Source organism: Janthinobacterium lividum (genome assembly GCF_034424625.1).
Classification (GTDB): domain Bacteria; phylum Pseudomonadota; class Gammaproteobacteria; order Burkholderiales; family Burkholderiaceae_D; genus Janthinobacterium; species Janthinobacterium lividum.
On record NZ_CP139976.1, the window covers coordinates 530,803 to 553,946 of the forward strand.

Annotated in this window: 23 protein-coding genes; 17 read left to right on the forward strand and 6 right to left on the reverse strand. The window is 64.4% G+C overall.

The window, feature by feature from the left end:
• Positions 1-5: 5 nt before the first annotated feature.
• Both U0004_RS02295 and U0004_RS02300 read left to right on the forward strand, forming a co-directional pair.
• A complete protein-coding gene (locus tag U0004_RS02295; RefSeq protein ID WP_070258487.1) occupies positions 6-1,154 on the forward strand; it encodes a Gfo/Idh/MocA family protein in 1,149 nt (382 codons plus the stop codon).
• A 16-nt stretch (positions 1,155-1,170) separates the two neighbouring features.
• On the forward strand, positions 1,171-1,479 hold the full coding sequence (locus tag U0004_RS02300; protein WP_070258489.1) for a 2Fe-2S iron-sulfur cluster-binding protein: 309 nt from the start codon (positions 1,171-1,173) through the stop codon (positions 1,477-1,479).
• 1 nt (position 1,480) lies between these two features.
• On the opposite strand, the gene U0004_RS02305 is transcribed toward U0004_RS02300, so the two are convergent.
• Entirely contained in the window at positions 1,481-1,792 is a 312-nt protein-coding gene (locus U0004_RS02305; RefSeq protein WP_070258491.1) for a hypothetical protein, read from the reverse strand.
• Between the two features lie 92 nt (positions 1,793-1,884).
• Between U0004_RS02305 and U0004_RS02310 the strand changes: the two genes are divergently transcribed.
• Both U0004_RS02310 and U0004_RS02315 read left to right on the forward strand, forming a co-directional pair.
• On the forward strand, positions 1,885-2,154 hold the full coding sequence (locus U0004_RS02310) for a MoaD/ThiS family protein (protein WP_034783656.1): 270 nt from the start codon (positions 1,885-1,887) through the stop codon (positions 2,152-2,154).
• Positions 2,155-2,168: 14 nt separating this feature from the next.
• Positions 2,169-3,266 carry a WD40/YVTN/BNR-like repeat-containing protein gene (locus U0004_RS02315; RefSeq protein WP_070258626.1) on the forward strand — a complete coding sequence of 366 codons (1,098 nt, stop codon included), beginning with the start codon at positions 2,169-2,171 and terminating at the stop codon, positions 3,264-3,266.
• On the opposite strand, the gene U0004_RS02320 is transcribed toward U0004_RS02315, so the two are convergent.
• A complete protein-coding gene (locus U0004_RS02320) occupies positions 3,239-3,862 on the reverse strand; it encodes a TetR/AcrR family transcriptional regulator (RefSeq protein ID WP_070258493.1) in 624 nt (207 codons plus the stop codon). The genes U0004_RS02315 and U0004_RS02320 overlap by 28 nt on opposite strands.
• A 169-nt stretch (positions 3,863-4,031) precedes the next feature.
• On the opposite strand from U0004_RS02320, the gene U0004_RS02325 reads away from it, so the two are divergent.
• Positions 4,032-5,075: an MBL fold metallo-hydrolase gene (locus tag U0004_RS02325; protein ID WP_070258496.1), complete on the forward strand. Its 1,044-nt coding sequence runs from the start codon at positions 4,032-4,034 to the stop codon at positions 5,073-5,075.
• A gap of 1 nt (position 5,076) precedes the next feature.
• Here U0004_RS02325 and U0004_RS02330 read toward each other — a convergent pair whose 3' ends face one another.
• Entirely contained in the window at positions 5,077-5,409 is a 333-nt protein-coding gene (locus U0004_RS02330; protein ID WP_070258628.1) for a hypothetical protein, read from the reverse strand.
• Positions 5,410-5,862: 453 nt separating this feature from the next.
• Between U0004_RS02330 and U0004_RS02335 the strand changes: the two genes are divergently transcribed.
• Positions 5,863-6,873, forward strand: coding sequence for a substrate-binding domain-containing protein (locus tag U0004_RS02335; protein WP_034783651.1), 1,011 nt, complete (start codon positions 5,863-5,865; stop codon positions 6,871-6,873).
• A 54-nt stretch (positions 6,874-6,927) separates the two neighbouring features.
• Here U0004_RS02335 and U0004_RS02340 read toward each other — a convergent pair whose 3' ends face one another.
• Both U0004_RS02340 and U0004_RS02345 read right to left on the reverse strand, forming a co-directional pair.
• Complete coding sequence (locus U0004_RS02340) at positions 6,928-10,524, reverse strand: indolepyruvate ferredoxin oxidoreductase family protein (protein ID WP_070258498.1); 3,597 nt, start codon at positions 10,522-10,524, stop codon at positions 6,928-6,930.
• Between the two features lie 194 nt (positions 10,525-10,718).
• The gene (locus tag U0004_RS02345; protein ID WP_070258630.1) at positions 10,719-11,660 is read right to left on the reverse strand and encodes a LysR substrate-binding domain-containing protein; all 942 of its coding nucleotides are present in this window, start codon (positions 11,658-11,660) and stop codon (positions 10,719-10,721) included.
• Positions 11,661-11,798: 138 nt separating this feature from the next.
• Between U0004_RS02345 and U0004_RS02350 the strand changes: the two genes are divergently transcribed.
• Positions 11,799-13,025 carry an HD-GYP domain-containing protein gene (locus U0004_RS02350; protein ID WP_070258632.1) on the forward strand — a complete coding sequence of 409 codons (1,227 nt, stop codon included), beginning with the start codon at positions 11,799-11,801 and terminating at the stop codon, positions 13,023-13,025.
• On the opposite strand, the gene U0004_RS02355 is transcribed toward U0004_RS02350, so the two are convergent.
• Complete coding sequence (locus tag U0004_RS02355) at positions 13,022-14,068, reverse strand: GGDEF domain-containing protein (protein WP_070258500.1); 1,047 nt, start codon at positions 14,066-14,068, stop codon at positions 13,022-13,024. The genes U0004_RS02350 and U0004_RS02355 overlap by 4 nt on opposite strands.
• Positions 14,069-14,549: 481 nt before the next feature.
• Between U0004_RS02355 and U0004_RS02360 the strand changes: the two genes are divergently transcribed.
• The 10 genes from U0004_RS02360 (at position 14,550) to U0004_RS02405 (ending at position 23,136) form a co-directional block, all read left to right on the forward strand.
• Complete coding sequence (locus U0004_RS02360) at positions 14,550-14,732, forward strand: Flp family type IVb pilin (protein ID WP_034752975.1); 183 nt, start codon at positions 14,550-14,552, stop codon at positions 14,730-14,732.
• Between the two features lie 53 nt (positions 14,733-14,785).
• Entirely contained in the window at positions 14,786-15,319 is a 534-nt protein-coding gene (locus U0004_RS02365) for an A24 family peptidase (RefSeq protein ID WP_070258503.1), read from the forward strand.
• 93 nt (positions 15,320-15,412) lie between these two features.
• Positions 15,413-16,786, forward strand: coding sequence for an ATP-binding protein (locus tag U0004_RS02370; RefSeq protein ID WP_081345808.1), 1,374 nt, complete (start codon positions 15,413-15,415; stop codon positions 16,784-16,786).
• Complete coding sequence (cpaB, locus tag U0004_RS02375) at positions 16,783-17,640, forward strand: Flp pilus assembly protein CpaB (RefSeq protein WP_070258504.1); 858 nt, start codon at positions 16,783-16,785, stop codon at positions 17,638-17,640. The genes U0004_RS02370 and cpaB overlap by 4 nt, the downstream gene beginning before the upstream one ends.
• Positions 17,641-17,658: 18 nt before the next feature.
• Entirely contained in the window at positions 17,659-19,098 is a 1,440-nt protein-coding gene (locus U0004_RS02380; RefSeq protein WP_070258636.1) for a type II and III secretion system protein family protein, read from the forward strand.
• Positions 19,099-19,114: 16 nt separating this feature from the next.
• Complete coding sequence (locus U0004_RS02385) at positions 19,115-19,417, forward strand: hypothetical protein (protein WP_081345809.1); 303 nt, start codon at positions 19,115-19,117, stop codon at positions 19,415-19,417.
• Positions 19,407-20,837, forward strand: coding sequence for a pilus assembly protein TadG-related protein (locus U0004_RS02390; RefSeq protein WP_070258506.1), 1,431 nt, complete (start codon positions 19,407-19,409; stop codon positions 20,835-20,837). The genes U0004_RS02385 and U0004_RS02390 overlap by 11 nt, the downstream gene beginning before the upstream one ends.
• Positions 20,834-21,316: a TadE/TadG family type IV pilus assembly protein gene (locus U0004_RS02395; protein ID WP_070258507.1), complete on the forward strand. Its 483-nt coding sequence runs from the start codon at positions 20,834-20,836 to the stop codon at positions 21,314-21,316. Before U0004_RS02390 ends, U0004_RS02395 begins: the two co-directional genes overlap by 4 nt.
• Positions 21,306-21,914, forward strand: a complete 609-nt coding sequence (locus U0004_RS02400) for a TadE/TadG family type IV pilus assembly protein (protein ID WP_070258510.1) — start codon at positions 21,306-21,308, stop codon at positions 21,912-21,914. Before U0004_RS02395 ends, U0004_RS02400 begins: the two co-directional genes overlap by 11 nt.
• 52 nt (positions 21,915-21,966) lie before the next feature.
• Positions 21,967-23,136 carry an AAA family ATPase gene (locus U0004_RS02405; RefSeq protein WP_070258512.1) on the forward strand — a complete coding sequence of 390 codons (1,170 nt, stop codon included), beginning with the start codon at positions 21,967-21,969 and terminating at the stop codon, positions 23,134-23,136.
• Positions 23,137-23,144 lie beyond the last annotated feature (8 nt).

Below are 23,144 nucleotides of genomic sequence, written 5' to 3' on the forward strand. Positions count from 1 at the left end.
ACGACATGCAGCGACGCTTACGACTGGGCATGGTGGGGGGCGGGCAGGGCGCGTTCATCGGCGCCGTGCACCGCATCGCGGCGCGCATCGACGACCAGTACGAGCTGGTGGCGGGCGCCTTGTCGTCCGACCCGGATCGCGCGCGTGCAAGCGGCGCCGCGCTGCACCTGGCGCCCGAACGCTGCTACAGCGATTACCGCGCCATGGCGCAGATGGAGGCCGCGCGCGCGGACGGCATCGAGGCCGTGGCCATCGTCACGCCGAATCACTTGCACGCGCCCGTCGCCACGGCGTTCATGGAAGCAGGCATCCATGTGATCTGCGACAAGCCGCTGGGAATATCTCTGGCGGAAGGCCAGGCGCTGGCGGCGCTGGCCGAGCGGAAAAACCTGCTGTTTGCGCTCACGCACACCTATAGCGGCTACCCGCTGCTGCGCCATGCGAAAGCCATGGTCGAGGCGGGCGACATCGGCGAATTGCGCCTCGTGCAGGTGGAATATTCGCAGGACTGGCTGGCCGATTCGATTGCTGCCGGCGGCATGAACGAGGGCAACTGGCATAACGATCCGCAGAAGGCGGGGCCGGGCGGCGTCCTGCTCGACGTGGGGCTGCATGCGTATCACCTGGCGCAATTCGTCAGCGGACTGACGCCGCATGCCGTGCTGGCGGAGCTGTCGACCTTTGTACCACACCGCACCTTGGACGACCACGTGCAGGTCATGCTGCGCTACGCCAACGGGGCGAAAGGCACCCTGTGGGCCAGCCAGGTGGCGACCGGTTGCGAAAACACGGTGCGCTTGCGCCTGTTCGGCAGCAAGGCACAGCTGGACTTTGACCAGGAACAACCGAATGCACTGTGGTTTACGCCGCAGGGCGGCAACCGCCAGCTGCTGCGCCCGGGCCGGGTCGACAGCGCCGCCGCGCGCCACGCCACGCGGGTGCCGGCCGGCCATCCGGAGGGTTATCTGGAAGCGTTCGCCCAGCTGTACCTGGATGCGGCCTTGCGCATTCGCGCCTTGCAGGCGGGCTTGCCCGTGCCCAAGGAAGCGGGCTGGCTGCCGACTGTCACCGATGGCGTGGCGGGCCTGGCCTTTGCGGAAGCCGTGCTGCGCAGCCATGCGGATGGCGCGAGCTGGACAACCTTGGCAAGCTGACTGTTACACTGCGCGCATGAGTGCGCCCTTTATTATCACCACCTTTACCATCACCATCGTCCCGCAAGGCTGGCAATTCCCGGCCGAGGCGGGCACCACCGTGCTGGCTGCCGCCGAACTGGCCGGTATCCGCCTGCTCAGTTCCTGCCGCAACGGCACGTGCCGCACGTGCATCTGCCACATGCCCGAGGGAAAGATACGCTACACGGTGGACTGGCCCGGCATCAGCCCCGATGAACGGCTCGACGGCTACATCCTGCCCTGCGTGGCCGTGGCGGACAGCGATGTCACCATCCAGGCGCGCGCCGTGCGCACGGGCAATTAATTCACGACGGCTTGCCGCCCTTCAGCCTCTGCAGCAGGGCGTCCACGCTGTCGCTGACGGGCAAGCCGTGGCGGCGCAGCAGCTGCACGTGCAAGACCAGATTTTCCAGCACCAGCTTGGCCGCCACGGCCAGCAGGGCCAGGTTGCGGTCTTCCGGGCTGAAACTTTCCATCGCGTCGGCCATCTCGCACAGGTGGTTGGCGATCAGCCCGCGCAATTCCTGCTCGTCGAAGGGCAGGTCGGCAAAATCGATGGGATCGGCCACTTCCACTTCCTGCATCAGCACCGCTAGTTCTTCCGGGGTAATCGTCATGCCTGGCCTCCTTGTGTGCTTGCCGCTATTTTAATTGTATTGGCCGCAAAGGGGACTAGAATGAGTCGAGGCCGACGACGTCGAAGGGCAGCATGGCGCATTTGCATTTTACGCAACAACTGGCACGCTACCTGGACGTTCCTACGGTGGAGGTGGCCGCGCCACGGCTGCGCGCCGCCCTCGATGCCGCCTTTGCCCGGCAGCCGCGCCTGCGCGGTTACGTGCTCGACGAGCAGGGCGCCCTGCGCCCGAATGTGGTGATCTTCATCGATGGCGCCCGCTGCCGCGAGCGGCGCGTGCTGGACGACGCCTTGCTGCCCGACAGCCAGGTGTATATCTTGCAGGCACTTTCCGGAGGTTAATCATGGGACAAGGCATGGCACAACGCGCGTATCTCGGCACCCGCAAGGGCTTGTTCCAGTTCGATGTCGATGCGGCCGGCGCCTGGCAGCTGGCACTGGTGCAGTTTGCCGGCGACCCCGTCTCCATGCTGCTGCACGATGGCCGCGACGGCACCTTGTATGCGGCCCTGAACCTGGGGCACTTCGGCGCCAAGCTGCACCGACGCGACGGGGGCGCCAGCGCGTGGCAGGAAGTCGCCGTGCCCGCCTATCCCGCCAAGCCGGAAGACAGCACCGATACCGTGGACTGGACCTTGCAGCAGATCTGGTCGCTGGCGGCCGGCGGCCCTGACCAGCCGGGCGTCTTGTGGGCGGGCACCCTGCCTGGCGGCCTGTTCCGTTCCAGCGACCGCGGCGACAGCTGGCAGCTGGTGGAATCCTTGTGGCACGTGCCGCAGCGGGCGCAGTGGTTTGGCGGCGGCTATGACGTGCCCGGCATCCACAGCATTTGCGTCGACCCGCGCGACAGCCATACCGTGCTGGTCGGCGTGTCCTGCGGCGGCGTGTGGCAAACGTTGGACGGCGGCGCCAGCTGGGCCTTGAGCGCGACGGGCATGCGGGCCGACTACATGCCGCCCGAGCTCGATGAAAACGAAGCCGTGCAAGATCCGCACCGCATCGTGCGCAGCGCCGGCACGCCGGACGCGCTGTGGTGCCAGCACCATAACGGCATCTGGCGCTCGCACGATGCCGGCTGGCACTGGCAGGAAGTGACGACGGCGCCGCTGTCGCATTTCGGCTTTGCCGTGGCCGTGCATCCGCGCGATGGCGACACGGCCTGGTTCGTGCCGGCGCAGGCGGATGTGCTGCGCATTCCCATCGATGGCGCGCTGGCCGTCACGCGCACGCGCGATGGCGGAAAAACTTTCGAGGTGTTGCGCGCGGGATTGCCGCAGCAGCATTGCTATGACCTGGTCTACCGTCACGGGCTGGCGCTGGCCGACGATGGGCGCAGTCTGTTGATGGCGTCGACGACGGGCGGCGCCTGGTTTTCCGGCGACGGGGGCGAGCATTGGCAGACCATCTCTGCCCACTTGCCGCCCGTTTATGCCGTCTGTTTTGCCACGCCGTAGTAGCACAGGAAGATATCGACGGCCAGTGCCGTCACCTCGCGCCGGCGTGCCGGACCCAGCAGAGGCTCACCGAGGGTGATCTGCGGCCAGAAGGCAAAGGTTTTTAAAGGCGACATCAGCAGGTGCGCCACTTCCAGCGTCTCGCCCGCCTTGATGCGCCCGTCTTGCTGCGCCGCGCGGATCCAGATATTCAAGCCCGTTTCCTTTTCATTCAGGCGCGTCACCATCGCTTGCGCCCGCTCGGGAGAGTGGATGGTTTCGCCAAAGATCACGCGCGCCAGGTCGATGAAGGCCGGATCGCACAGCAAGTCCATTTTCTGCTCGACCAGGGCCAGCACCTGGGGCCGCAAGGGCTGGTCGGCAACATAGGGCACGGCAGGCTGGGCCATGCTGCTTTCCCACATGCGCTGCAGGATTTCCGCGAACAGCTCGTCCTTGCTGGGGAAATGGTTGTACACGGTGCGCTTGGATACAGCAGCCGTGGCGGCGATCCTGTCCATGCTGGTCGCATCAAAACCGTGCTCGCGAAACTCGGCGATGGCGGCATCGACGATGGCGACGCGCTTGCGGTCGGTGAGGCGTTGCGGTGCGGCCATGGCGGGAAATCTCCTTTGAAAACAATATTTTACACCTCTTGGTTTACTTTGCCAGAAATAGGAACTACACTGTGTAGTGTAATTTAATCCTTGTTAATTCTTTGCCGGGCCGCATATGCACTTGCACCGGGTCGCACGTCGTCTCTTCTTTCTGGGAGTCCTGATCATCATGAGTTCTTGCACCTTGCGCGCCGCGCCTGCCGCACCGATAGAATCGCCCCAACGTCACGAAGGCAAGTTCCGCAATCCCGTGCAGATGCACAAGCTGGGCACGGCAGCGACGCTCAAGCTGATGTGGACATTTTTCTTTGACAAACCCGACAGCACGGTGCCGGCCGCGGCTGTGCCCGTGCAAGCCTTGACCCGGGCGCAACTGCTGGCCGCACCCGACAACAGCCTGTTTCGCCTCGGCCATTCGACCCTGTTGCTGAAACTGAACAATGAATTTTTCCTCACCGATCCCGTGTTTTCCGAGCGCGCCTCGCCGGTGCAGTGGGCAGGACCAAAACGTTTCCATCAGCCGCCCATCAGCATCGCTGACTTGCCGCCGATCAAGGCCGTCATCCTGTCGCACGATCATTACGACCACCTCGACCATGCAGCCGTGCTGCAACTGGCCGCCAAGACGGAACACTTCGTCACGCCGCTGGGCGTGGGTGACACCTTGGTCGAATGGGGCGTGCCGAAAGACAAGGTGCAGCAATTCGACTGGTGGCAGGGCGCGACGATTGCTGGCGTGAAACTTGTCGCCACGCCATCGCAGCATTTTTCGGGACGTGGCTTGTTTGACGGCAATCACACCCTGTGGGCATCGTGGGTCATCGACGCACCGGACGTGCGCGTGTTTTTCAGCGGCGACTCCGGCTATTTCGACGGTTTCAAGCAGATCGGCGACAAGTACGGCCCGTTCGACGTGACCATGATCGAGACGGGCGCGTATGACAAGCTGTGGCCGGACGTGCACATGCAGCCGGAACAGACCTTGCAAGCCCACCTGGACTTGCGCGGCAAGTGGCTGATGCCCGTGCATAACGGCACCTTCGACCTGGGGCTGCACGCCTGGCATGAACCGTTTGACCGCATCACGGGGCTGGCGGCCAAGCAGGGCGTGAACCTGGCCACGCCGCAGATGGGTGAGGCAGTTGACCTGGCGCAGCCGAAGAAGGGCAATAAGTGGTGGCTGGCGATGCTGGAAGAGGAGATGATTCGGTAATTTACGCCGTCACGTCGATCAGGCGTCCCAGGGTCTGACCATAGCTGTTCAGCTGGGGCGTGCTTTTCGGCGCGGCGGGGACCGCTTGCTGCGGCACGGCCAGCTTGATCGCGTGGTCCAGCTGCGGCGCCTTGATGGCGGTGGGAGCATCTGCCTGGGCTTGCTGGCTGTTGCGTTGCGTCTGGCTCAGCGATTCCTGTTCCCGTGCCAGCAACTGGCGGCTTTGCGCCAGCTGTTCACTGTCGCGCTGTACCTGATTCTGGCCTTGCTCGACCCGGCGTTGCGCCGTGGCCAGCGAGGCTTGCAAGTTGTTGACGGACGTTAGCGTGACCACATTGTTCACCTTTGAAAGTATGTCCAGGCGTGCAGGGATGGGGGAAGCCCGGGCGGATGTGCTGCGCCAGGCATCATTGTTCGAACATGCCAGGCGGTAATCTTTACCTGCATCAAGAGTAGGACAAATTCTCGCACAGTTCCAGTAAATTATGTTTTCTTGATAATGCTAACGTGCGCGCCTTGCATGCCCAAGCCGGCATCCTTAAGTTGCTGCCGCACTAATCAAAGTGAGTACCCGCTGTCGCTTCTTACCTTGTCTTGACTGCTAGCGCCGATGTGGCGCTACGGAGAGGGTGGAAGTGCTCGCATTCAAAACGTTGCTTTTTAAATAGTCAATGTATTGTTGTTTTTATACCATGTCTGCGCACGCTAATGCGCGGCCTGTTTGGCGCTCTGGGCTATAATTGACGGTCAGAGTTGGTTTCTTTTGCCATACAGACAGGTAGTTAACATGAATCTCAAGAGCCTCGCAATTGCCCTCGGCATGTCGAAAACGACAGTCAGCAGGGCGTTGAACGGCTATCCGGAAGTCAATTCCCGCACCCGTGAAATCGTCCTGGCCGCCGCCAAGAAAGTCGGCTACCGGCCCAACCCGCTGGCGCGCAGCCTGGCCGTCGGCCGCACGAATGTGCTGGGCATGATCTATCCCCTGCTGCCGAGCGACCTGGGCGACAGCGTCTTTCTTTCCGTGGTGAATGGCATGTCGGACGCCGTGGAAGCATCGAAGATGAGTTTGATCATCGCTCCCGTTTCGCCGCAGAACGAACAGCCCTCGTATGAAACCATGGTGCGCGGACGCCAGGTCGATGGCCTGGTGGTGGGCCGCACCAAGGTGGTCGACGAGCGCATCGCCTACCTGACGAAGGTCGGCTTTCCTTTTGTGGCGAACGGCCGCACGCGCATCGATGCGCCGTATGCGTATTTTGACTACGACAACGATACGGGTATCGACCTGGCCGTGTCTTTCCTGGCGGCACACGGCCACCAGCGCATTGCCCTGCTGAGCGCACCGCTGGATCTGCACTTCGCGTATGAACGCAAGGAAAGCTTTATCCGCTGCATGGCGCAAGCGGGCTTGCCGGTCGATCCCGCCTATCTGCTCGACAATACTTTTGATCGCCGCAGCGGTTACCAGGCCATGCAGCAATTGCTGGCCTGCTCGCCCCGTCCCACGGCCGTCATCGTCGACAACCACTTGTCCGGCGTGGGCGTGGTGCGCGCACTGATGGATGCGGGCATCGAGATCGGCAAGGAAATCTCCGTCATTGTCTGGGGTAATGTGGAAGATACCTTGATCGGCATCAACGTCACCACCATCGACCAGCCCGACCTGCGCCGCGCCGGCGCCAAGATGGTGGAGATGCTGCAATCCCTGCTGGCCGGCACGCCGCCGGAACGGCTGCAGGAAATCTGGCAACCGGTGCTGTTGCCGGGGGCGACGGTGGGGCGCTGTCCTGAATGAAAAAAAACGCAGAGCCGAGGCTCTGCGTTGTCATGTCAAGCCCAGCTGACCGGCTTATGCCGCGTGCTTGCTGCCGTCCGCCAGCTTGGCCAGCAATCTCGCCTTGTCCTGGCGATACGTGGCAACGGCCGCTTCCTTGACGTGGCCGAAGCCGCGGATTTTCTCGGGCAGCGACGCCAGTTCCACGCAGGTGGCCAGGTTCTCCGCCGTCAGGTTGACCAGCAGTCCCGCCAGCAGTTCGCGGTATTCGACGATCAGCGCGCGTTCCATCTTGCGCTCGGCCGTATAACCGAAGACGTCGAAGGTACCGCCGCGCAGCCCCTTGGCTTTCGCCAGCAGCTTGAAGGCGCGCCACATCCAGGAACCGAACTCCGCTTTCACGAGGTGGCCTTTCGCATCTTTTTTCGCGAACAGCGGCGGCGCCAGGTTGAATTTCACGGAGAAATTCCCCTCGAACTGCTGCTGCAATTGCTCCACGAAACGGCCATCCGTGTACAGGCGCGCCACTTCATACTCGTCCTTGTAGGCCAGCAATTTGAAATAGCTCTTGGCAATAGCCATCGACAGCTTCTGGCCCAATCCCAGGGTGTTTTCGCGGTCGCGTACCTGCTTGAGCAGAGTCACATAACCATCCGCATATGCGGCGTTCTGGTAGGCCGTGAGGAACTCCACGCGCTTCTTGATGACGCTATCGAGGCTTTGCGGCATTTGCACGATGATCGCTTGCGTGGGCGTGGCGATCTGCGTGACACGGCGCACGTCGACGGCGGCGCGGCGGCCCCACAGGAAACTTTTCTTGTTCGATTCGATGCCCACGCCATTCAATTCGATGGCGCGCAGCAAGGCCGCTTCCGTCAACGGGATACGCCCCTTTTGCCAGGCGTAGCCGAGCATGAACAGGTTGGCGGCGATCGAGTCGCCCATCAGCGCGGTGGCCAGTTTTGTAGCATCGATAAAGTCGGCTGCCTCGGCGCCGCCGACGGATTCCTCGATCAGCTGGCGCACTTCCGCCGTTGGATATTGCCAGTCGGCATTTTGCGCAAACGTGCCTGGCGGCTGCTCATGCAGGTTGACGACGGCCAGGCTGCGGCCCGGACGCATTTTCGACACGGCGTCCTGCGCGCCGGCCGTCAGCATGTCGCAGCCTAAAATCAGGTCCGCTTCGCCCGTGGCGATGCGCTGGGCGCGGATGTGCGCGGGAGACCTGGCGATTTTCACGTGCGAGGTGACGGAACCGTTCTTTTGCGACATGCCCGTCATGTCCAGCACGGACGCGCCCTTGCCTTCCAGGTGGGCCGCCATGCCCATCAGGGCGCCCACGGTGATGACGCCCGTGCCGCCGATGCCGTTGATCAGGATATTGTACGGCGCGTCGCAGGCGGGCAGGACCGGTTCCGGCAGCGGGCCGAAGTTGTCCGTCTCGCCCGCTTTGCTGGCACCCGTCTTGGTCTTTTTCAGGCTGCCGCCCTCGACCGTGACGAAGCTGGGGCAGAAACCCTTGGCGCACGAATAATCCTTGTTGCACGAGGATTGGTCGATGGTGCGCTTGCGGCCAAATTCCGTTTCCTTCGGCAGGATCGACACGCAGTTCGATTGCACGCCGCAGTCGCCGCAGCCTTCGCAGACCGCGTCGTTGATGACCATGCGTTTGGCCAGGTCAGGGTATTCGCCCTTTTTCCTGCGCCGGCGTTTCTCGGCCGCGCACGTCTGGTCGTAGATCAGCACGGATACGCCTTGCACTTCGCGCAATTCGCGCTGCACGGCATCCATATCCTTGCGGTCGTGCAAGGTTACGTGGGCGGGCAGGTTGCTGCGGTCGCTGTAGCGCGACAGGTCTTCCGTCACCAGCGCGATGCGCGCGATGCCTTCGGCCGCCACTTGCTGCGCCATCATGGGCACGGTGATCAACCCGTCCACGGGCTGGCCGCCCGTCATGGCGACGGCGTCGTTGTACAGAATCTTGTAGGTGATGTTGACCTTGGCGGCCTGCGCGGCGCGGATGGCCAGGTAGCCGGAATGAAAGTAGGTGCCGTCGCCCAGGTTCTGGAACACGTGCGGCAGCTCGGAAAACGCGGCTTGTCCGATCCACGGCGCGCCTTCGCCGCCCATGTGCGTGGTCAGCTTGTTCATTTCCGGGTAGATCGACGTGGCCATCACGTGGCAGCCGATGCCGGCCAGGGCCAGGCTGCCGTCCGGCACCTTGGTCGACGTGTTATGTGGGCAGCCGGAGCAGTAGAAGGCGGGGCGGAACGGCGTGTTCACGGCTTTCTTCAATACCGCATCCTTGGCGTCGAGGAAACTTAATCTCGCCTTGATCAGGTCGCAGGTGACGGGATCGGAAATCAGGCGCGCGATGCGGCTGGCGATGACACGCGCCACTTGCGAGACGGAAAAATCCGCCTTCGAGGTGAGCAGCCATTCGCCGCGCGGCGCCACCCACTCGCCCTTTTCGTCGAATTTGCCGATGACACGCGGGCGCACGTCGTCGCGCCAGTTGTACAGCTGTTCCTTGAGCTGGTATTCGACGATCTGCCGTTTTTCTTCGACGACGAGAATTTCATCGAGGCCTTGCGCGAATTCGCGCACGCTGTCCGGCTCCAGCGGCCACGGCATGGCCACCTTGAACAGGCGCATGCCGACGTCGGCCGCCATCTGCTCGTCGATGCCCAGCTCTTCCAGCGCTTCCAGCACGTCCAGATAGGATTTGCCGGAGGCAATGATGCCCAGCTTGGCGTTCGGGCTGTCGATGGTGGTGTGGTTGAGCTTGTTTTCGCGCGCGTAAGCCAGGGCCGCGTAGATCTTGTAATCCTGCATCAGCGCTTCCTGGTTGCGCGCCTGCTGGCCCAGCGGGATGCTCGACAGGCGCGCGTTCAAGCCGCCTTCGGGCATGACGAAGTCCTGCGGAATCTTGACTTCCACGCGGAATGGATCGGCATCGATGGAAGCCGACGATTCGACCGTGTCGGCCAGCGCCTTGAAAGCCACGGTGCAGCCGGAAAAGCGCGACATGGCCCAGCCGTGGATGCCCAGGTCCAGGTATTCCTGCACGTTGCACGGATACAGGACGGGAATCATCGAGGCGGAGAACAGGTGGTCGGACTGGTGCGGCAGGGTCGAGGAATACGCGCCATGGTCGTCGCCGGCCACCAGCAGCACGCCGCCCAATTTGGAGGTGCCCGCGTGGTTCATGTGCTTGAAGACATCGCCGCAGCGGTCCACGCCGGGGCCCTTGCCGTACCACATGGCAAACACGCCGTCGTACTTGGCCGGGCCGATCAGGTCGACTTGCTGCGAACCCCAGACGGCCGTGGCGGCCAAGTCTTCGTTGACGCCGGGGACGAATTGCACGTGGTGCGCTTCCAGCTGTTTCTTGGCTTTCCACAGGTTTTCGTCGAGGCCGCCCAGGGGCGAGCCCCGGTAGCCGGAAATGAAGCCGGCCGTGTTGAGGCCGGCGGCCTGGTCGCGCAGGCGCTGCATCATGGGCAGGCGCACGAGGGCCTGGATGCCGGACAGGAAGATGGCGCCGGAAGTGGCCGTGTATTTGTCGTCGAGGCTGACGGTGGTCAAACGGGAAGTGTCGGGGGGCGTAGATGGCGCGGCACCGGCGTTTCTAGCGAACGCTGCGGAGCCGTTTTCCGTGGTCACGGACATGGCTGTCTCCAAAAGGGTGTTTCAGATGACGGCTGTACAAGTGGCGCGCCCGGTAAGGCGCGCACTGTGCAGACGGGATGGCCGCGTGTGGGCGGCACATAACCATTTTAAATTTAAAATAGTTAATGTGGTCAGTGTAGAACGAGTCAGGAAAGGGGGCAAATACGCTTTGCCGATGGGGGTATAAGAAATACTTATGCCATGGGCGAGAGTACATTCGCCCCCACCCAGCGCCCGCTGCCGCACAGTTCGGCGGCCACTTGCAGCACGAGGTTTTTCACGGCGTTGCCCGCATTGGTGAGGGGAATGTTTTTCGAGGCGCACAGGGCCACTGTGCGCGACAGCACGGGGCTGTGGATGGCGTAGCTGCGCATGGCGCCGCTGTCCAGCTCGGCCAGCAGGGGGGCGGCGGGCAGGATGGTGGCTCCCATGCCGGCCAGGATGGCCGATTTCAGGATGGCGATCGAGTTGATCTCGATCACGTTGGCCGTTTCCAGGCCCAGTTCGCGCGCGCGGCTGTCGATGCGCGGGCGCACGCCATGCTGCAGGCCGGGAAGGATCAGGGTGGCGCTCAAGGCTTGCTGGAACGACACGGCATGGCCGGCGGGGGCGAATGGCGAATCGCTGCGGCAGATGAAACGCATCTCTTCTTCCACCAGCGGGCTGCAGGCAAACGGCGTGAGCTGGCCATCGTCGAACAGCACGGCCAGGTTGATGCGGCCCGATTTGAGCTGTTCATTGAGGTTGCCCGTGATTTCTTCCGTCAATTGCAGGGTGATTTCGGGATAGCGTTCGCGCGCGGCCAGCAGCAGGGGCAGGGCCAGGGCACCGGAGATGCTGTGCGGCAAGCCCAGGGTGACATTGCCGGACGGCCGCGTGGCGCTTTGCGTGACGGCCGAGCGGGCGTCGGCCACCTGTTTCAGGATCGCTTGCGCATGTTCGTAAAACACCTTGCCCGCATCCGTGCTGAGCACGCCCTGGGCCGAGCGGTGCAGCAGCTGCACGCCCAGTTCCTCTTCCAGCTGGCGCAGCTGCTGTGTCAGGGCCGGCTGGGCCACGTGCAGGATCAGGGCCGCGCGCGACAGCGAGCCGTGGTCGACGATGGCAACAAAGTAGCGTAATTGGCGCAGTTCCATGGGTCCCAGAAGCGGTGCGTTGAGCGGAAAAAACACGGTGTTGCGCCGCAGCGCCGAACGCGGCCAGCAGAATAACAATTTTGTTATACTCATTCTAGCGCCTTCGGTGCTCCAGCCGCGTATTTGTGGGATGACAGCATGCTCAAGAAAGTTGATTCGTCTCAATTAAAAGTGGGCATGTACATTCATGACCTCAGCTGCGACTGGATGACGCATCCATTCGTGCGCAACCGTTTCCTGTTGCGCAGCGACGATGAAATCCGCAAGATCATGCAAGCCGGCATCCACGACGTGGTGATCGACAGCGGCAAGGGCCTCGACGTGCAGGATGCGCCTACCGTGGCGCAGGCACAGGCCACCACCGAGCGCGAACTGGTGCAGATCGCCGCGGCGCCGCAAGTGGTCACGCGCGTGTCGCTGGGCATGGAACTGGCGCGCGCCACGCAAGTGCGGCGGCAGGCGGCCAGCCTGGTGCGCACGGTGATGGCTGATGTGCGCCTGGGCAAGGCTGTCGAGCTGGACCGCGTGCAGCACACGGTGCAGGACATCACCGAATCGATCCTGCGCAATCCCGGTGCCCTCGTCGGCTTGTTGCGCATCAAGACCAAGGATGACTACACCTTTTTGCATTCCGTCAGCGTGTGCGCGCTGCTGGTGGCGTTTTGCCGCTCGCGCGGCATCGATGCGGCCACCACGCACCAGGCTGGCCTCGGTGGCTTGCTGCACGACACGGGCAAGGCCCTGGTGCCCGACAGCGTGCTCAACAAGCCGGGCCCCCTCACGCCGGAAGAATTTGCCCTGATCAAGCGCCATCCGCGCGACGGCTACGACATCCTGCGCCAGTCGCCCGAGGTGGGCGCGATTCCCCTCGACATTGCCCTGCACCACCACGAACGGCGCGATGGCAGCGGCTACCCGGACCAGCTGGCCGGCGACGCCATCAGCGAACTGGCGCAGATGGCCGCCATCGTCGACGTGTATGACGCGCTGACGTCCGACCGCAGCTATCACAAGGGCATCGCCGCCGCCGAAGCCCTGCGCAAGATCTATGAGTGGAGCAAATTCCATTTCAACCCCGTGTTCGCCCAGGATTTCATGCGCTGCGTGGGCATCTATCCGGTCGGCACCATGGTGATGCTGGAATCGGGCCGCCTGGCCGTCGTCATCGAGGCGCACGAAAGCAATCTGCTGGCGCCGAAAGTGAATGTGTTTTTCAGTACGAAGAGCAAGACCTACATCAAGCCGGAAACGGTCGACCTGTCGCGCGGCTTCGGTTTCGGCGGCGGCGACAAGATCGTCGGCCACGAGTCGGCCGCCAAGTGGCAGGTCGATCCCATGCGATTTCTTTCCCTCGCGGATGCTTAGAAGAACTCCGCCGTATCGTTCGAGGTGATGGTGGTCAGCAAGCCCTTGGCGACGAGCTCGTCGTAATGGCAAGCCAGGTTGCGGCCATGGCTCTTGGCGTAATACAAGGCTTGGTCGGCGCGGCCGAGGATGATGACGGGCGCCTCGTAGGCGTTGATGCTGACGAAGCCCACGCTGACGGTCACTCTGCCCACTTGCGGGAAGTCGTGCGCTTCGACATTGGTGCGGAAGCGGTCGATGATTTTCTGCGCATTTTCCAGGGTGATCGAGCGCAGCAGCACGACGAATTCCTCGCCGCCGAAGCGGAAGATGCGGTCTTGCGAGCGGAACGACGATTGCAGCTGGTTGGCGATCAGGATCAGCACTTCATCGCCATACAGGTGGCCAAATTTATCATTGACCAGTTTGAAATGATCGACGTCGATCACGGCCAGCCATTGCCGTTCCGTGTCCGTATGGTGGCGCCGTTCTGCATCGACGGGAAGCGGCTTTTCCGCCTCCGGTTCGCCGCGGCTTTGCAGGATTTTCGCCAGCTGGTCGTCGAAGGTCTTGCGGTTCAACAAGCCGGTGAGCGAATCGCGTTCGCTGTAGTCGAGCAGGTTCTGGAAATTGCGGTACACGCTGACGATGCCGCCGATCACCTGGATGGTGGCGCCCGTGTACGGCGTGGGGTTGGTGATTTCCAGGCAGGTGGTGACCTGGTCGCCGATCCAGATGGGCAGCCACAGCAGGTGGCGGCCGTCGGCGCACAGGGTGTCGGCGCTTGCTTCATGGCGCTTGATGCAGGCGGCCAGGGCCGGGTAGTCCGACAGCGGTTCGCCTGGCAGAGTCGGGTCGTAATGCTCTTCCATGCGGGCCACGCTGCCCGCCACGATGATGGCCCGCGACCGCACAAACACCTGGCCACGCACGGTGGTCAGGGCCAGCACACGGGTCTGCGACGCGGCAGCGAGTTCCTGGACGGCCGAGATCACGGAGATGTCGAGCATCGTGTGGTCGCGGTGCCCGGTCATGTCCACCATGTGTTTCAGTAGGGAATCCATTGTCGATCTCTGGAAAGTAGTCACACAAGTGTCGTCATACCAGCATTGCATCAAGCAAGAGCATGTTCGCGTCCGTCTACAAGAAGCCAAGATTTATTTGGTGGCATGACGCTCTTTACCGCCGGGCGAGAGGCCTTTCCAAAGAAGAGCTAAGCAGGATAATGTCTTTTTGCCTAATAGGCAATTAACGTATGCAATATTTCATGTAAATACATGAGATTCATGCACTGCATTGCAAAAAACTTGCCCTGACGAAGGCTTTCAATCCGGATCGCAACATTTGTTTGCGCCAGCCGGCATTTCAACAGGGTTTGATAATTTCCATATGGAAACTTGTGGCGCGTCAATTTGCCAAAACGTGGACGCTTTATAGTCAATGCAATGGCGCAGAAATTTACGGCAGGAAACATATTAGCAGGAATGGGCAATGTTTCACACCCGATTGCGCCAGGGACTTGTGATTCACTTTTGGGAGCTTGTCATGCATACCTTCCTGTCGGCAGTACAGCAGTTTGTCAAGGATGAGGATGGCATTACGGCAATCGAATACGGCTTGATTGCGGCGTTGATGGCTACCGCCATCACGGCCGGTTTCTTGCTGATCAAGACCAACTTGCTGGCCGTCCTCACCGACATTTCGTCGAACCTGGTGTTGACGCCCTAAGCGGGTGCCCGCCGCTGGCCGGCCAGTGGCGGGTTTTTTTCAGGAGGTGTCGCATGCCTGCCTATGCCGTATTCGACCTGCTGTTGCTGTGCTTCGTGACGGGGGCCGCCGTCAGTGATTTGATCCGCCGCAAGATACCGAATGGTGTGGTGTTGTCCGGCATCCTTGCCGCCCTGGTGCTGCACATGTGGCTGTGGCCGCAAAACGTGCTGCCGCTGTGGCTGGGCGGCATGGCCACGGGCTTTTTCCTGTTTCTACCGCTGTACGTGCTGCGCGGCATGGCTGCCGGCGACGTCAAGCTGATCGCCATGGCGGGCGCCTTTGCCGGTCCCTGGCCCGTGCTGCAGATCTGTTTCGCCACGTTTGTCCTGGGCGGCCTGATGGCCGTGCTGATGATCACCTGGCAGGGCAAGTGGCGCGCCTGCCTCGGCAATCTGCGCCAACTGCTGTGGCCGATGATCGCGCGCATGGCCGGCATTCCCCTGGCGCCAAACGCACTGGGCAGCGGCGCCAGCGTGGGCAACATGCCCTACGGACTGGCCATTGCCCTGGGCTGCCTGCTGGTGCAAGGGCGGCATTATTTCTGATTGGTATTCATTGCTCTTGATCAATGGGCACCGGTCCCCGCTCGCTAGAATGAATTCTGTTGAATGCAGTCTTAACCGGCTAGGAGGCGCAGCATGACCGAGGTCGACTATTCCATGAGCACCGAGAGTGCGCCGCGCCCTGCCGATGCGAACCTGATGCCGCCCTTGCCGCCGCAGCCGAAGAGCTTGCGTGAAACGGGACTGGAGCGGCCCCTGGTGGTTGAACTGATCGCCAAGCTGATGTTTGTGAGCGGCAAGACGCACCTGTCCGCACTGACGACGCGCTTGCGCCTGTCGATCAATGTCTTGCGCGAAGTGCTCGATTTCATGGTGACGGAACAGATGGCCGAAGTGGCCTGGCGCGGGGAATCCGATATCGACGTGCAGTACCAGCTGACGAGCGCCGGCAAGCAGCGCGCCAGCGCCTTCCTCGAGCGCTGCGCGTATATCGGCGCCGCGCCCGTTACCCTGGACGCGTACCGCGCCATGGTGGCGCGCCAGTCGTGGCTGGCGCAGGAACAGCGCGTCGGCAGCGATGACCTGGCTGCCGTGCTGGGTGGCGCCCACGCGGGGCCGGGCATGCTCGACGTGGTCGGCGCGGCCCTGCATTCGGGGCGCTCGCTGCTGCTGTACGGTCCGCCCGGCAGCGGCAAGTCGACCCTGGCGCTGCAGCTGGGACAATTGCTGCACGGGCTGGTCGCCGTGCCGTACGCCGTCATCGTCGGCCACGACATCATCCAGTTGTACGATCCGGCCCAGCACTTGCCGCCCGCACCGCAGCATGTCAGCCATGCGCGCCAGGCGCTGGAGCGGCGCAGCACGGACATCCGCTGGGTACTGTGCCAGCGTCCCGTGATCCACGTGGGCGCCGAGCTCGACGCCGGCATGCTGGAACTGCGGCTCGACGCCAGCGGCGGCTGCTACCATGCGCCGCCCCATGTGCGCGCCAACAATGGCATGCTGATCATCGACGACCTGGGCCGCCAGCGCCTGGGCGCGCCGGAATTGCTGACGCGGCTGATGCAGCCGCTGGCGCACGGCAGCGACCAGCTGGGCTTGCCCGGCGGCGTACAGATCAGCGTGCCGTTCGACAATGCCCTCGTGCTGGCCACGAACGTGCCGCCGGGCGAGCTGTTTGACGCCGCCTTGCTGCGCCGCATCGGCTACAAGGTGCACGTGGGGCCGCTGGCCGAGAGCGCCTATCGCGCGCTGTTCCGCCAGCAATGCCGGCTGGCCGGCATGGCCATCGACGAGCTGGCCCTGAACCATCTGCTGCACCTGCATGGCGCGCAGGGACGGCCCCTGCTGGCCAGTTATCCGCAGGAATTGCTGGCGCGCATAGGCGACTTCGCCGGCTTTGCCGGCTGCGAAGCGCGCCTGACGGTGGGCGCCCTGGAACAGGCCTGGGGCAGCCTGTTTGCCAGCTGCGATATGCCGGCCGCCAGCCTGTGCGAGCGTATCGTATGAAAAACCGGCGCGCCCTCCTGATGATGGGCCTGGCGGTCGTGCTGGGTCTGTTGGCCGTGCTGCTGGCCTCGCACTGGCTGTTGCGCCAGACGCCGGCCGGCAAGGGCAAGATCGTCGTCGCCGCCAGCGATGTCAACCTGGGCCAGCGCCTGGCGCCCGAGATGCTGCGCCTGGCAGAGTGGCCGGCGGAAAGCTTGCCGCAAGGCGCGCTGCAAGACCCGGCAAAACTGGCGGGACGGGTGCTGAAAACCAGCGTGCTGCGCGGCGAACCGCTGAGCGAAGCCAAGCTGGCGCCGGCCGGCACCCTGGGCGGCCTGTCGGCCCTGATCACGGAAGGGCGGCGCGCCATTACCGTGCGCGTCAACGATGTGATCGGCGTGGCCGGCTTCGCCTTGCCGGGCAACTATGTCGACATCATCGTGAGCACGCAGCAGGATTCTGGCGACCGCGCCTTTCCGCAAAGCCGCAACATTTCCAAGATCGTGCTCGAACGCATCCTCGTGCTGGCCGTGGCGCAGGAAGTGGGGCGCGACGAGACCAAGCCGCGCGTGGTCAATGCGGTGACCCTGGAAGTGACGCCGGAACAGGCGGAAAACCTGGACCTGGCGCGCAGCGTGGGCAGCCTGTCGCTGGTGCTGCGCAACCAGGTCGACCCGCAGCCGGGCGTGACGGCGGGCGCCACCAAGCTGACCCTGCTGGGCGGGCCGCACGAAGCGAACGAGCCCGCTCCTGCCGCCGCACCCGTGCTGGCCGCAGCGCCGCGTCCGGTGCGCGTGGCCAAGGCGCCGCCGGAGCCAACGCGCCAGTGCAGCGGCCTCATCGATGGAACGCGCCAGTCGCGCGAATGTTTTTAGCCAACCATGGACACGCTCATGAACCGCGCCCTGCTGATACTGTGCTGCCTGCTGTCGCCGCTTGCCGGCGCGGCGGCCGATCCTGGCCCGCGCTGCGGCGGTGAAGCGGCCTCGCCCGGCAACCTGCAGTTGCAGGTGGGCAAGTCGAGCATGCTGCGCCTGCCCGAGGCGGTGCTGGCCCGCAGCGTCGGCAATCCTGCCGTGGTGCAAGCCATGCTGGTGGCGCCCGACACCTTGTATGTGGTCGGCGTCGACGTGGGCAGCACGAACATGATCATCCAGGGACGCAGCGGCGTGTGCAGCGTGGTGAACGTCAGCGTCAGCATGGACCCGGCCGGCTTGCAGGCAACCCTGGCGGCGCTGATGCCGGACGAAAAAGCCATCCGCGTCACGGCCGTGGCCGACACCCTGGTGCTGTCGGGCACGGTGCAGGACGCGGGCGCCGTGCTGCGCGCCGTCGAGCTGGCGCATGCGTACGTGCGCCGTGCCACGGTGCCGCTGGCGCTGCCCAAGCCCGCCGATGGCGCCGCCATGCCGCCCGCCGCCACGGCGCCCGCTGGCGGCGCGGGCAGCGCGAACAGCCGCATCATCAACATGCTCGACGTCAGTGCGCCGCAGCAAGTGATGCTGGCCGTGCAGATCGCGGAAGTGTCGAAGTCGCTGCTGGAACGGCTGGAAGTGGGCGCCACCCTGCGCTTTGCTTCCGGCAGCTGGGCCACCACCTTGCTGTCGAATTTCTTGAGCGGCACGGCCAACGGCTTGCTCGACGTGCGCAAGTCGAATGGCCAGCAGCTGACCATCGAGGCGCAGAAACAGGATGGCCTGGTGCGCATCCTGGCCGAACCGACGGTGATGGCGATCAGCGGGCAAGAGGGCAGTTTTCTCGCCGGCGGCAAGATCTTCATTCCCGTCGGCCAGGACAACAACAAGATCACGCTGGAAGAGCGCGAATACGGTGTCGGCCTGCGTTTTACGCCGACCGTGCTGTCGGGCGGGCGCATCAATCTGAAGGTGGCGCCGGAAGTGTCGGAACTGTCGCGCGAGGGGGTGGGTATTTCCGCCGCCGGCGTCAGCGGGCGCTCGATTTTGCCCGTCATCACCACGCGGCGCGCCTCGACCACGGTGCAGCTGTACGACGGCCAGAGCTATGCCATCGGCGGCTTGATCAAGAACAATCAGGTGAGCAACATCACGGGCTTGCCCTGGCTGAGCGAAGTACCGATCCTCGGCGCGCTGTTTCGCAGCACGGATTTCCAGCACGACCGCACGGAATTATTGTTCGTCATTACCGCACACCTGGTCAAACCGTTGCCGGCCGATGCCGTGCTGCCGACGGCGCAGCTGGCGCCGCCGTCGCGCATGGACTTGATGTTGGGCGGCAAGATGGAAGGGCCTGTGCCCTCGGCGCCGCCGTCCGTGCCGCCACCGCGCGCGGCCAACGGTTTCGAGTTGAAATGAGACGGGGAGATACGCCATGCCGAACTCGCTCTTGACGTCGCTGCGGTGCCTGGCCGCCCTGGCCCTGGCCTTGCAGCTGGCCGCCTGCGCGCACGGCAGCACGCCGCAGCTGGACCGCCGCTTCGGCGACGCCGTGCGCCTGTCCATGGCGCAGCAGGTGCGCGATCCGGCCGGTGCGGGCAATCGCACGCCGGCAGACGGCCTCGACGGCCCCAGCGCGCACGCCGTCATGCAGCGCTACCGCGCCTCGTTTGCCGAACCGAATGCCCAGGCGCCGCAGCCGGTGCAATTCATGCTGGGAGGCGGCAATGGCAAATAGACGCCGGCGCCAGCGCGGGGCGATGCTGATCGCCTTTTCCATCCTGCTCATCGTGGTGCTGGGCTTTATCGGCCTGGCGCTGGACGTGGGGCAAGTCATCGGCCGCAAGACGGAACTGCAGAACCTGGCCGACAACGCGGCGATGGCGGCGGCGGCGGAGCTGGTGGGCACGCCCGAGGGCTTGCTTGCCGCCGTGACGAAAGCCAAGAGCAGTGCGGCCGACCGCAGCGCATGGCGCCGCCGCATGGAAGGCGCGACCTTGTCGGACGCCAGCATCCGCTTCGCCAGTGCTCCCGACGCGCCCGCCAGCGAATGGCATGCGGCGGGCGCCGTGCCCGACGCCGCCACGGCGCTGTTCGTGCGCGTCGATACGCAGGCCAATGATCCCTCGCTGGGGCGGGTGGCGACGGCGTTCCTCGGCGCCTGGTCGCCGGCGCTGCGCACCCTGGACACGGGCGCGCGCGCCGTGGCGGGGCGCAGCAGCTTGAATCTGATGCCGCTGGCTGTCTGCGCGCTGTCGGCCAGTGCCGCCAGCCCGCGCACGAATGCGGCACTGCTGCCGGCCGTCGAACTGCTCGAATATGGCTTTCGCCGCGGCGTGGCGTATAACTTGTTGAAGCTCAATCCGCACGGCCCGGCGGCCGAACATTTCGTGCTCAATCCGCTGGGCCGGCCGGGCGTGGTGGGACCGTCGCAGCAGGTCAGCGAATCGAACGTGCTGCCGTTTGTCTGCAGCGGCACGGTGCTGTATCCGCGCATCGGCAGCGCCCAGGTGCATGTGCACCGGCCTTTTCCCGCCGCGCTGTGGACGGCCTTCAATGCGCGCTTCAACCAGTATCCGGGCAGCGGCTGCCATCCGGTGGTGGCGCCGTCCGACACGAACATCCGCGCCTATCCGAACACGGCGGCGAACTGGTGGATGACGAATGCGCCCGATGCGCCCAGTGCGCTGAGCACGGGCAATCCGCTGCTGTCCGTGGCCGATCCGGAGTCGAATGCGACGCCGCCGGCGGTCGGCAGCTACGGGCCGCTGTGGTCATTTTCCAGGGCGGCCAGGTACAGCAACCCGAAGCCGGCGGGCGGTTATCTGCCGTTTGCCACCACCGACTGGCCCAAGCTGTACCCGGCCACGCCGGCCGCCCCGGCCGCCAAATCCAGCTATCCGACCGACAAGTCGCCGTACCTGACGCTGGCGTACCAGACGGCGCCGACCGGCAACGCGGGCCTGGCGCAGCGGCGTTTGCTGCACATTGCGCTGCTCGCCTGTCCCGTGCCGGCCGGCAGCGACGTGCTGGCCCAGGTGCTGGGCATCGGCCGCTTCTTCATGACGGCGCCGGCCAGCAATGGCGTGCTGAGCGCCGAATTTACCGGCCTGGCAGCCGAGGGATCGCTGATCGGCCCGGCGGAGCTGCTGCAATGAAGTCGGCCTGCCGTGCGCCAGGCCGCCAGGGCGGTGTCGCCGCCATCGAGCTGGCGCTGATCCTGCTGTTTTTCATGGGACTGCTGCCCTTCGTGCTGCTGTTCGGCCGCGCGCTGCTGGTGTACACGGCCCTGCAAAAAAGCGTGCACGATGCGGCGCGCTACATGGCGACCATGCCGCTGCCGCAGATGGGCAGCATCGGCACGGCGAACCAGGGCGCCGCCCTGGCCCGGCAGATGGTGGTCGATGCGATGGCGGAAAGCTGGCCCGACATGGAGGCCGCCAGGGTCAACGTGGACTGCGTGTATGCCGACGATTCCTATGGCTGCGGCAGCTATGCGACGGCGCCGCTGCAGGTGCGCATCAAGGTCACCGTGGACATGCCGGTGGATTTCCTGCCTGAGCTGACCCGCAAGTGGCTGCCGCAGCTGGAGCCGATTCCCCTGCGCGCCAATGCGACATTGCGCTATGTTAATTAACCTGCCCTCCCGCCGGCAACGCCAGGGCGGCGTCTTCGCCGTCGAATTCGCCATGCTGGCGCTGCTGTTCTTTTTGTTCCTGTTTGCCATGCTGGAAATGGCGCGCGCCGTGTACGTGTGGAACATGGTGCATGAGATCACCCGGCGCGCGGCGCGCGCTGCCGCTGTCACCGATTTCAGCAATGCCGGCGCCTTGCAAGCCGTGCGCACGCAAGCCGTGCTGCGCGCCACGCCGGGCACGCTTCCGCTGGGCGGCGGCATCGGCGACGCGCATGTGCGCATCGATTATTTGTCGGAGAGCAGCGGCGGCGCCGCGCTGGCGGCAGTGCCGGTGACGGTGCTGCCGGGCTGCCCGCAACGCAACCGCATCAATTGCCTGGACGATCCGCATGGCGCCAGCTGCATCCGCTTCGTACGCGCGCGCCTGTGCCTGCCGGGTCTCGGCGCGCGCTGCGAGGGTGTGCCCTACCGGCCCATCCTGCCGCTGCTGGGGGTGATGTTTCCTTCCGGCGCAGGCGCCATACGTTTGCCCAGCGGGACCACCATGGCGGTGGCCGAGTCGCTGGGCTATCCGGACAATCCCGGTTTTTGTCCATGAGCGCCGCTCCGCTGGCGCAGCCGAATGTGTTGCCTTGAATGAAGGAGGGGCGATGAAAGCCTTGGTGATTACCCGCGACGCCAGCTTGCACGATGAAATCGCGGCGCAAGGCGCGGCCCGCATGCCCGTGCTGCGGCTGCTGGAGCGGCGCAGCGGCCTGCGCGACGCCGTCGAGCGCATGCTGGCCGAAGCGCCGGAACTGGTGATCGTCGACGCCAGCGGCATCGATGCCGACGAAGCCGACCTGCTCGAGCGCCTGGCGCGCCAGTATCCGCTGGCCGTGCTGATGCTGCTCACGCGCGGCCAGCAGCAGGATGTCCTGATACGCGCCATGCGCGCCGGCATGCGCGAAGTGCTGCAGCTGCCGCTGGTGCACAAGGCCTTTCACGAGGCGATGGACAGGGTCGATATCCAGGCCGGCGTGACGCAGATGCGCGATGGCAAAGTGCTCGCCTTCATCTCGTGCAAGGGCGGCAGCGGCGCCACCTTCTTGTCGACGAATTTTTCCTATGCGATGGCGACACTGGCCGGCTGCAAGGTGCTCTTGATCGACCTGCACGGCCAGTTCGGCGACGCCACCCTGTATGTCTCGGACCAGAAGCCGGCCATGACCTTGTCCGATATCTGCGCGCAGATCGCGCGCATGGACGGCGCCTTTCTCGCCTCGTGCCTGGTGCACGTGACGCCGAACTTCGGCGTGCTGGCGGCGGCCGACGATCCCGCGCACAAGGTCGACATGCAGCCCGAGCACATGGACCGCATCCTGGCCGTGGCGCGCCAGCACTACGACTATATCGTGCTCGACGTGGGGCGCCAGATCGACGCGCTGTCGCTGCGCGCGCTCGACAACGCCGACGCCATCTATCCGGTGCTGCAGCTGGCTTTGCCCGACATCCGCGACGGGCGCCGCCTGCTCGACATCTTCCGCTCGCTCGGCTATCCGGGCGAGCGCCTGCGCCTGATCGTCAACCGCTATGAAAAGGGCGGCCGCCTGCGCCTGGCGGACCTGGAGCAGGCGCTGGGCGCGGAAGTGGTGCACACGGTGCCCAACGATTACATCGCCGCCACCGATTCCGTCAACCAGGGCATCCCGCTGCTGCAGCTGTCGCGCACCAGCGCCGTGGCGCGCAGCCTGGCCGAACTGGTGGAACTGGTGACGGCGCGCCGCGTGACGGAAAGCCGCGGCCTGTTCGACCGCCTGTTCAGCCGCAGCGAGGCTTAGGACAGGAA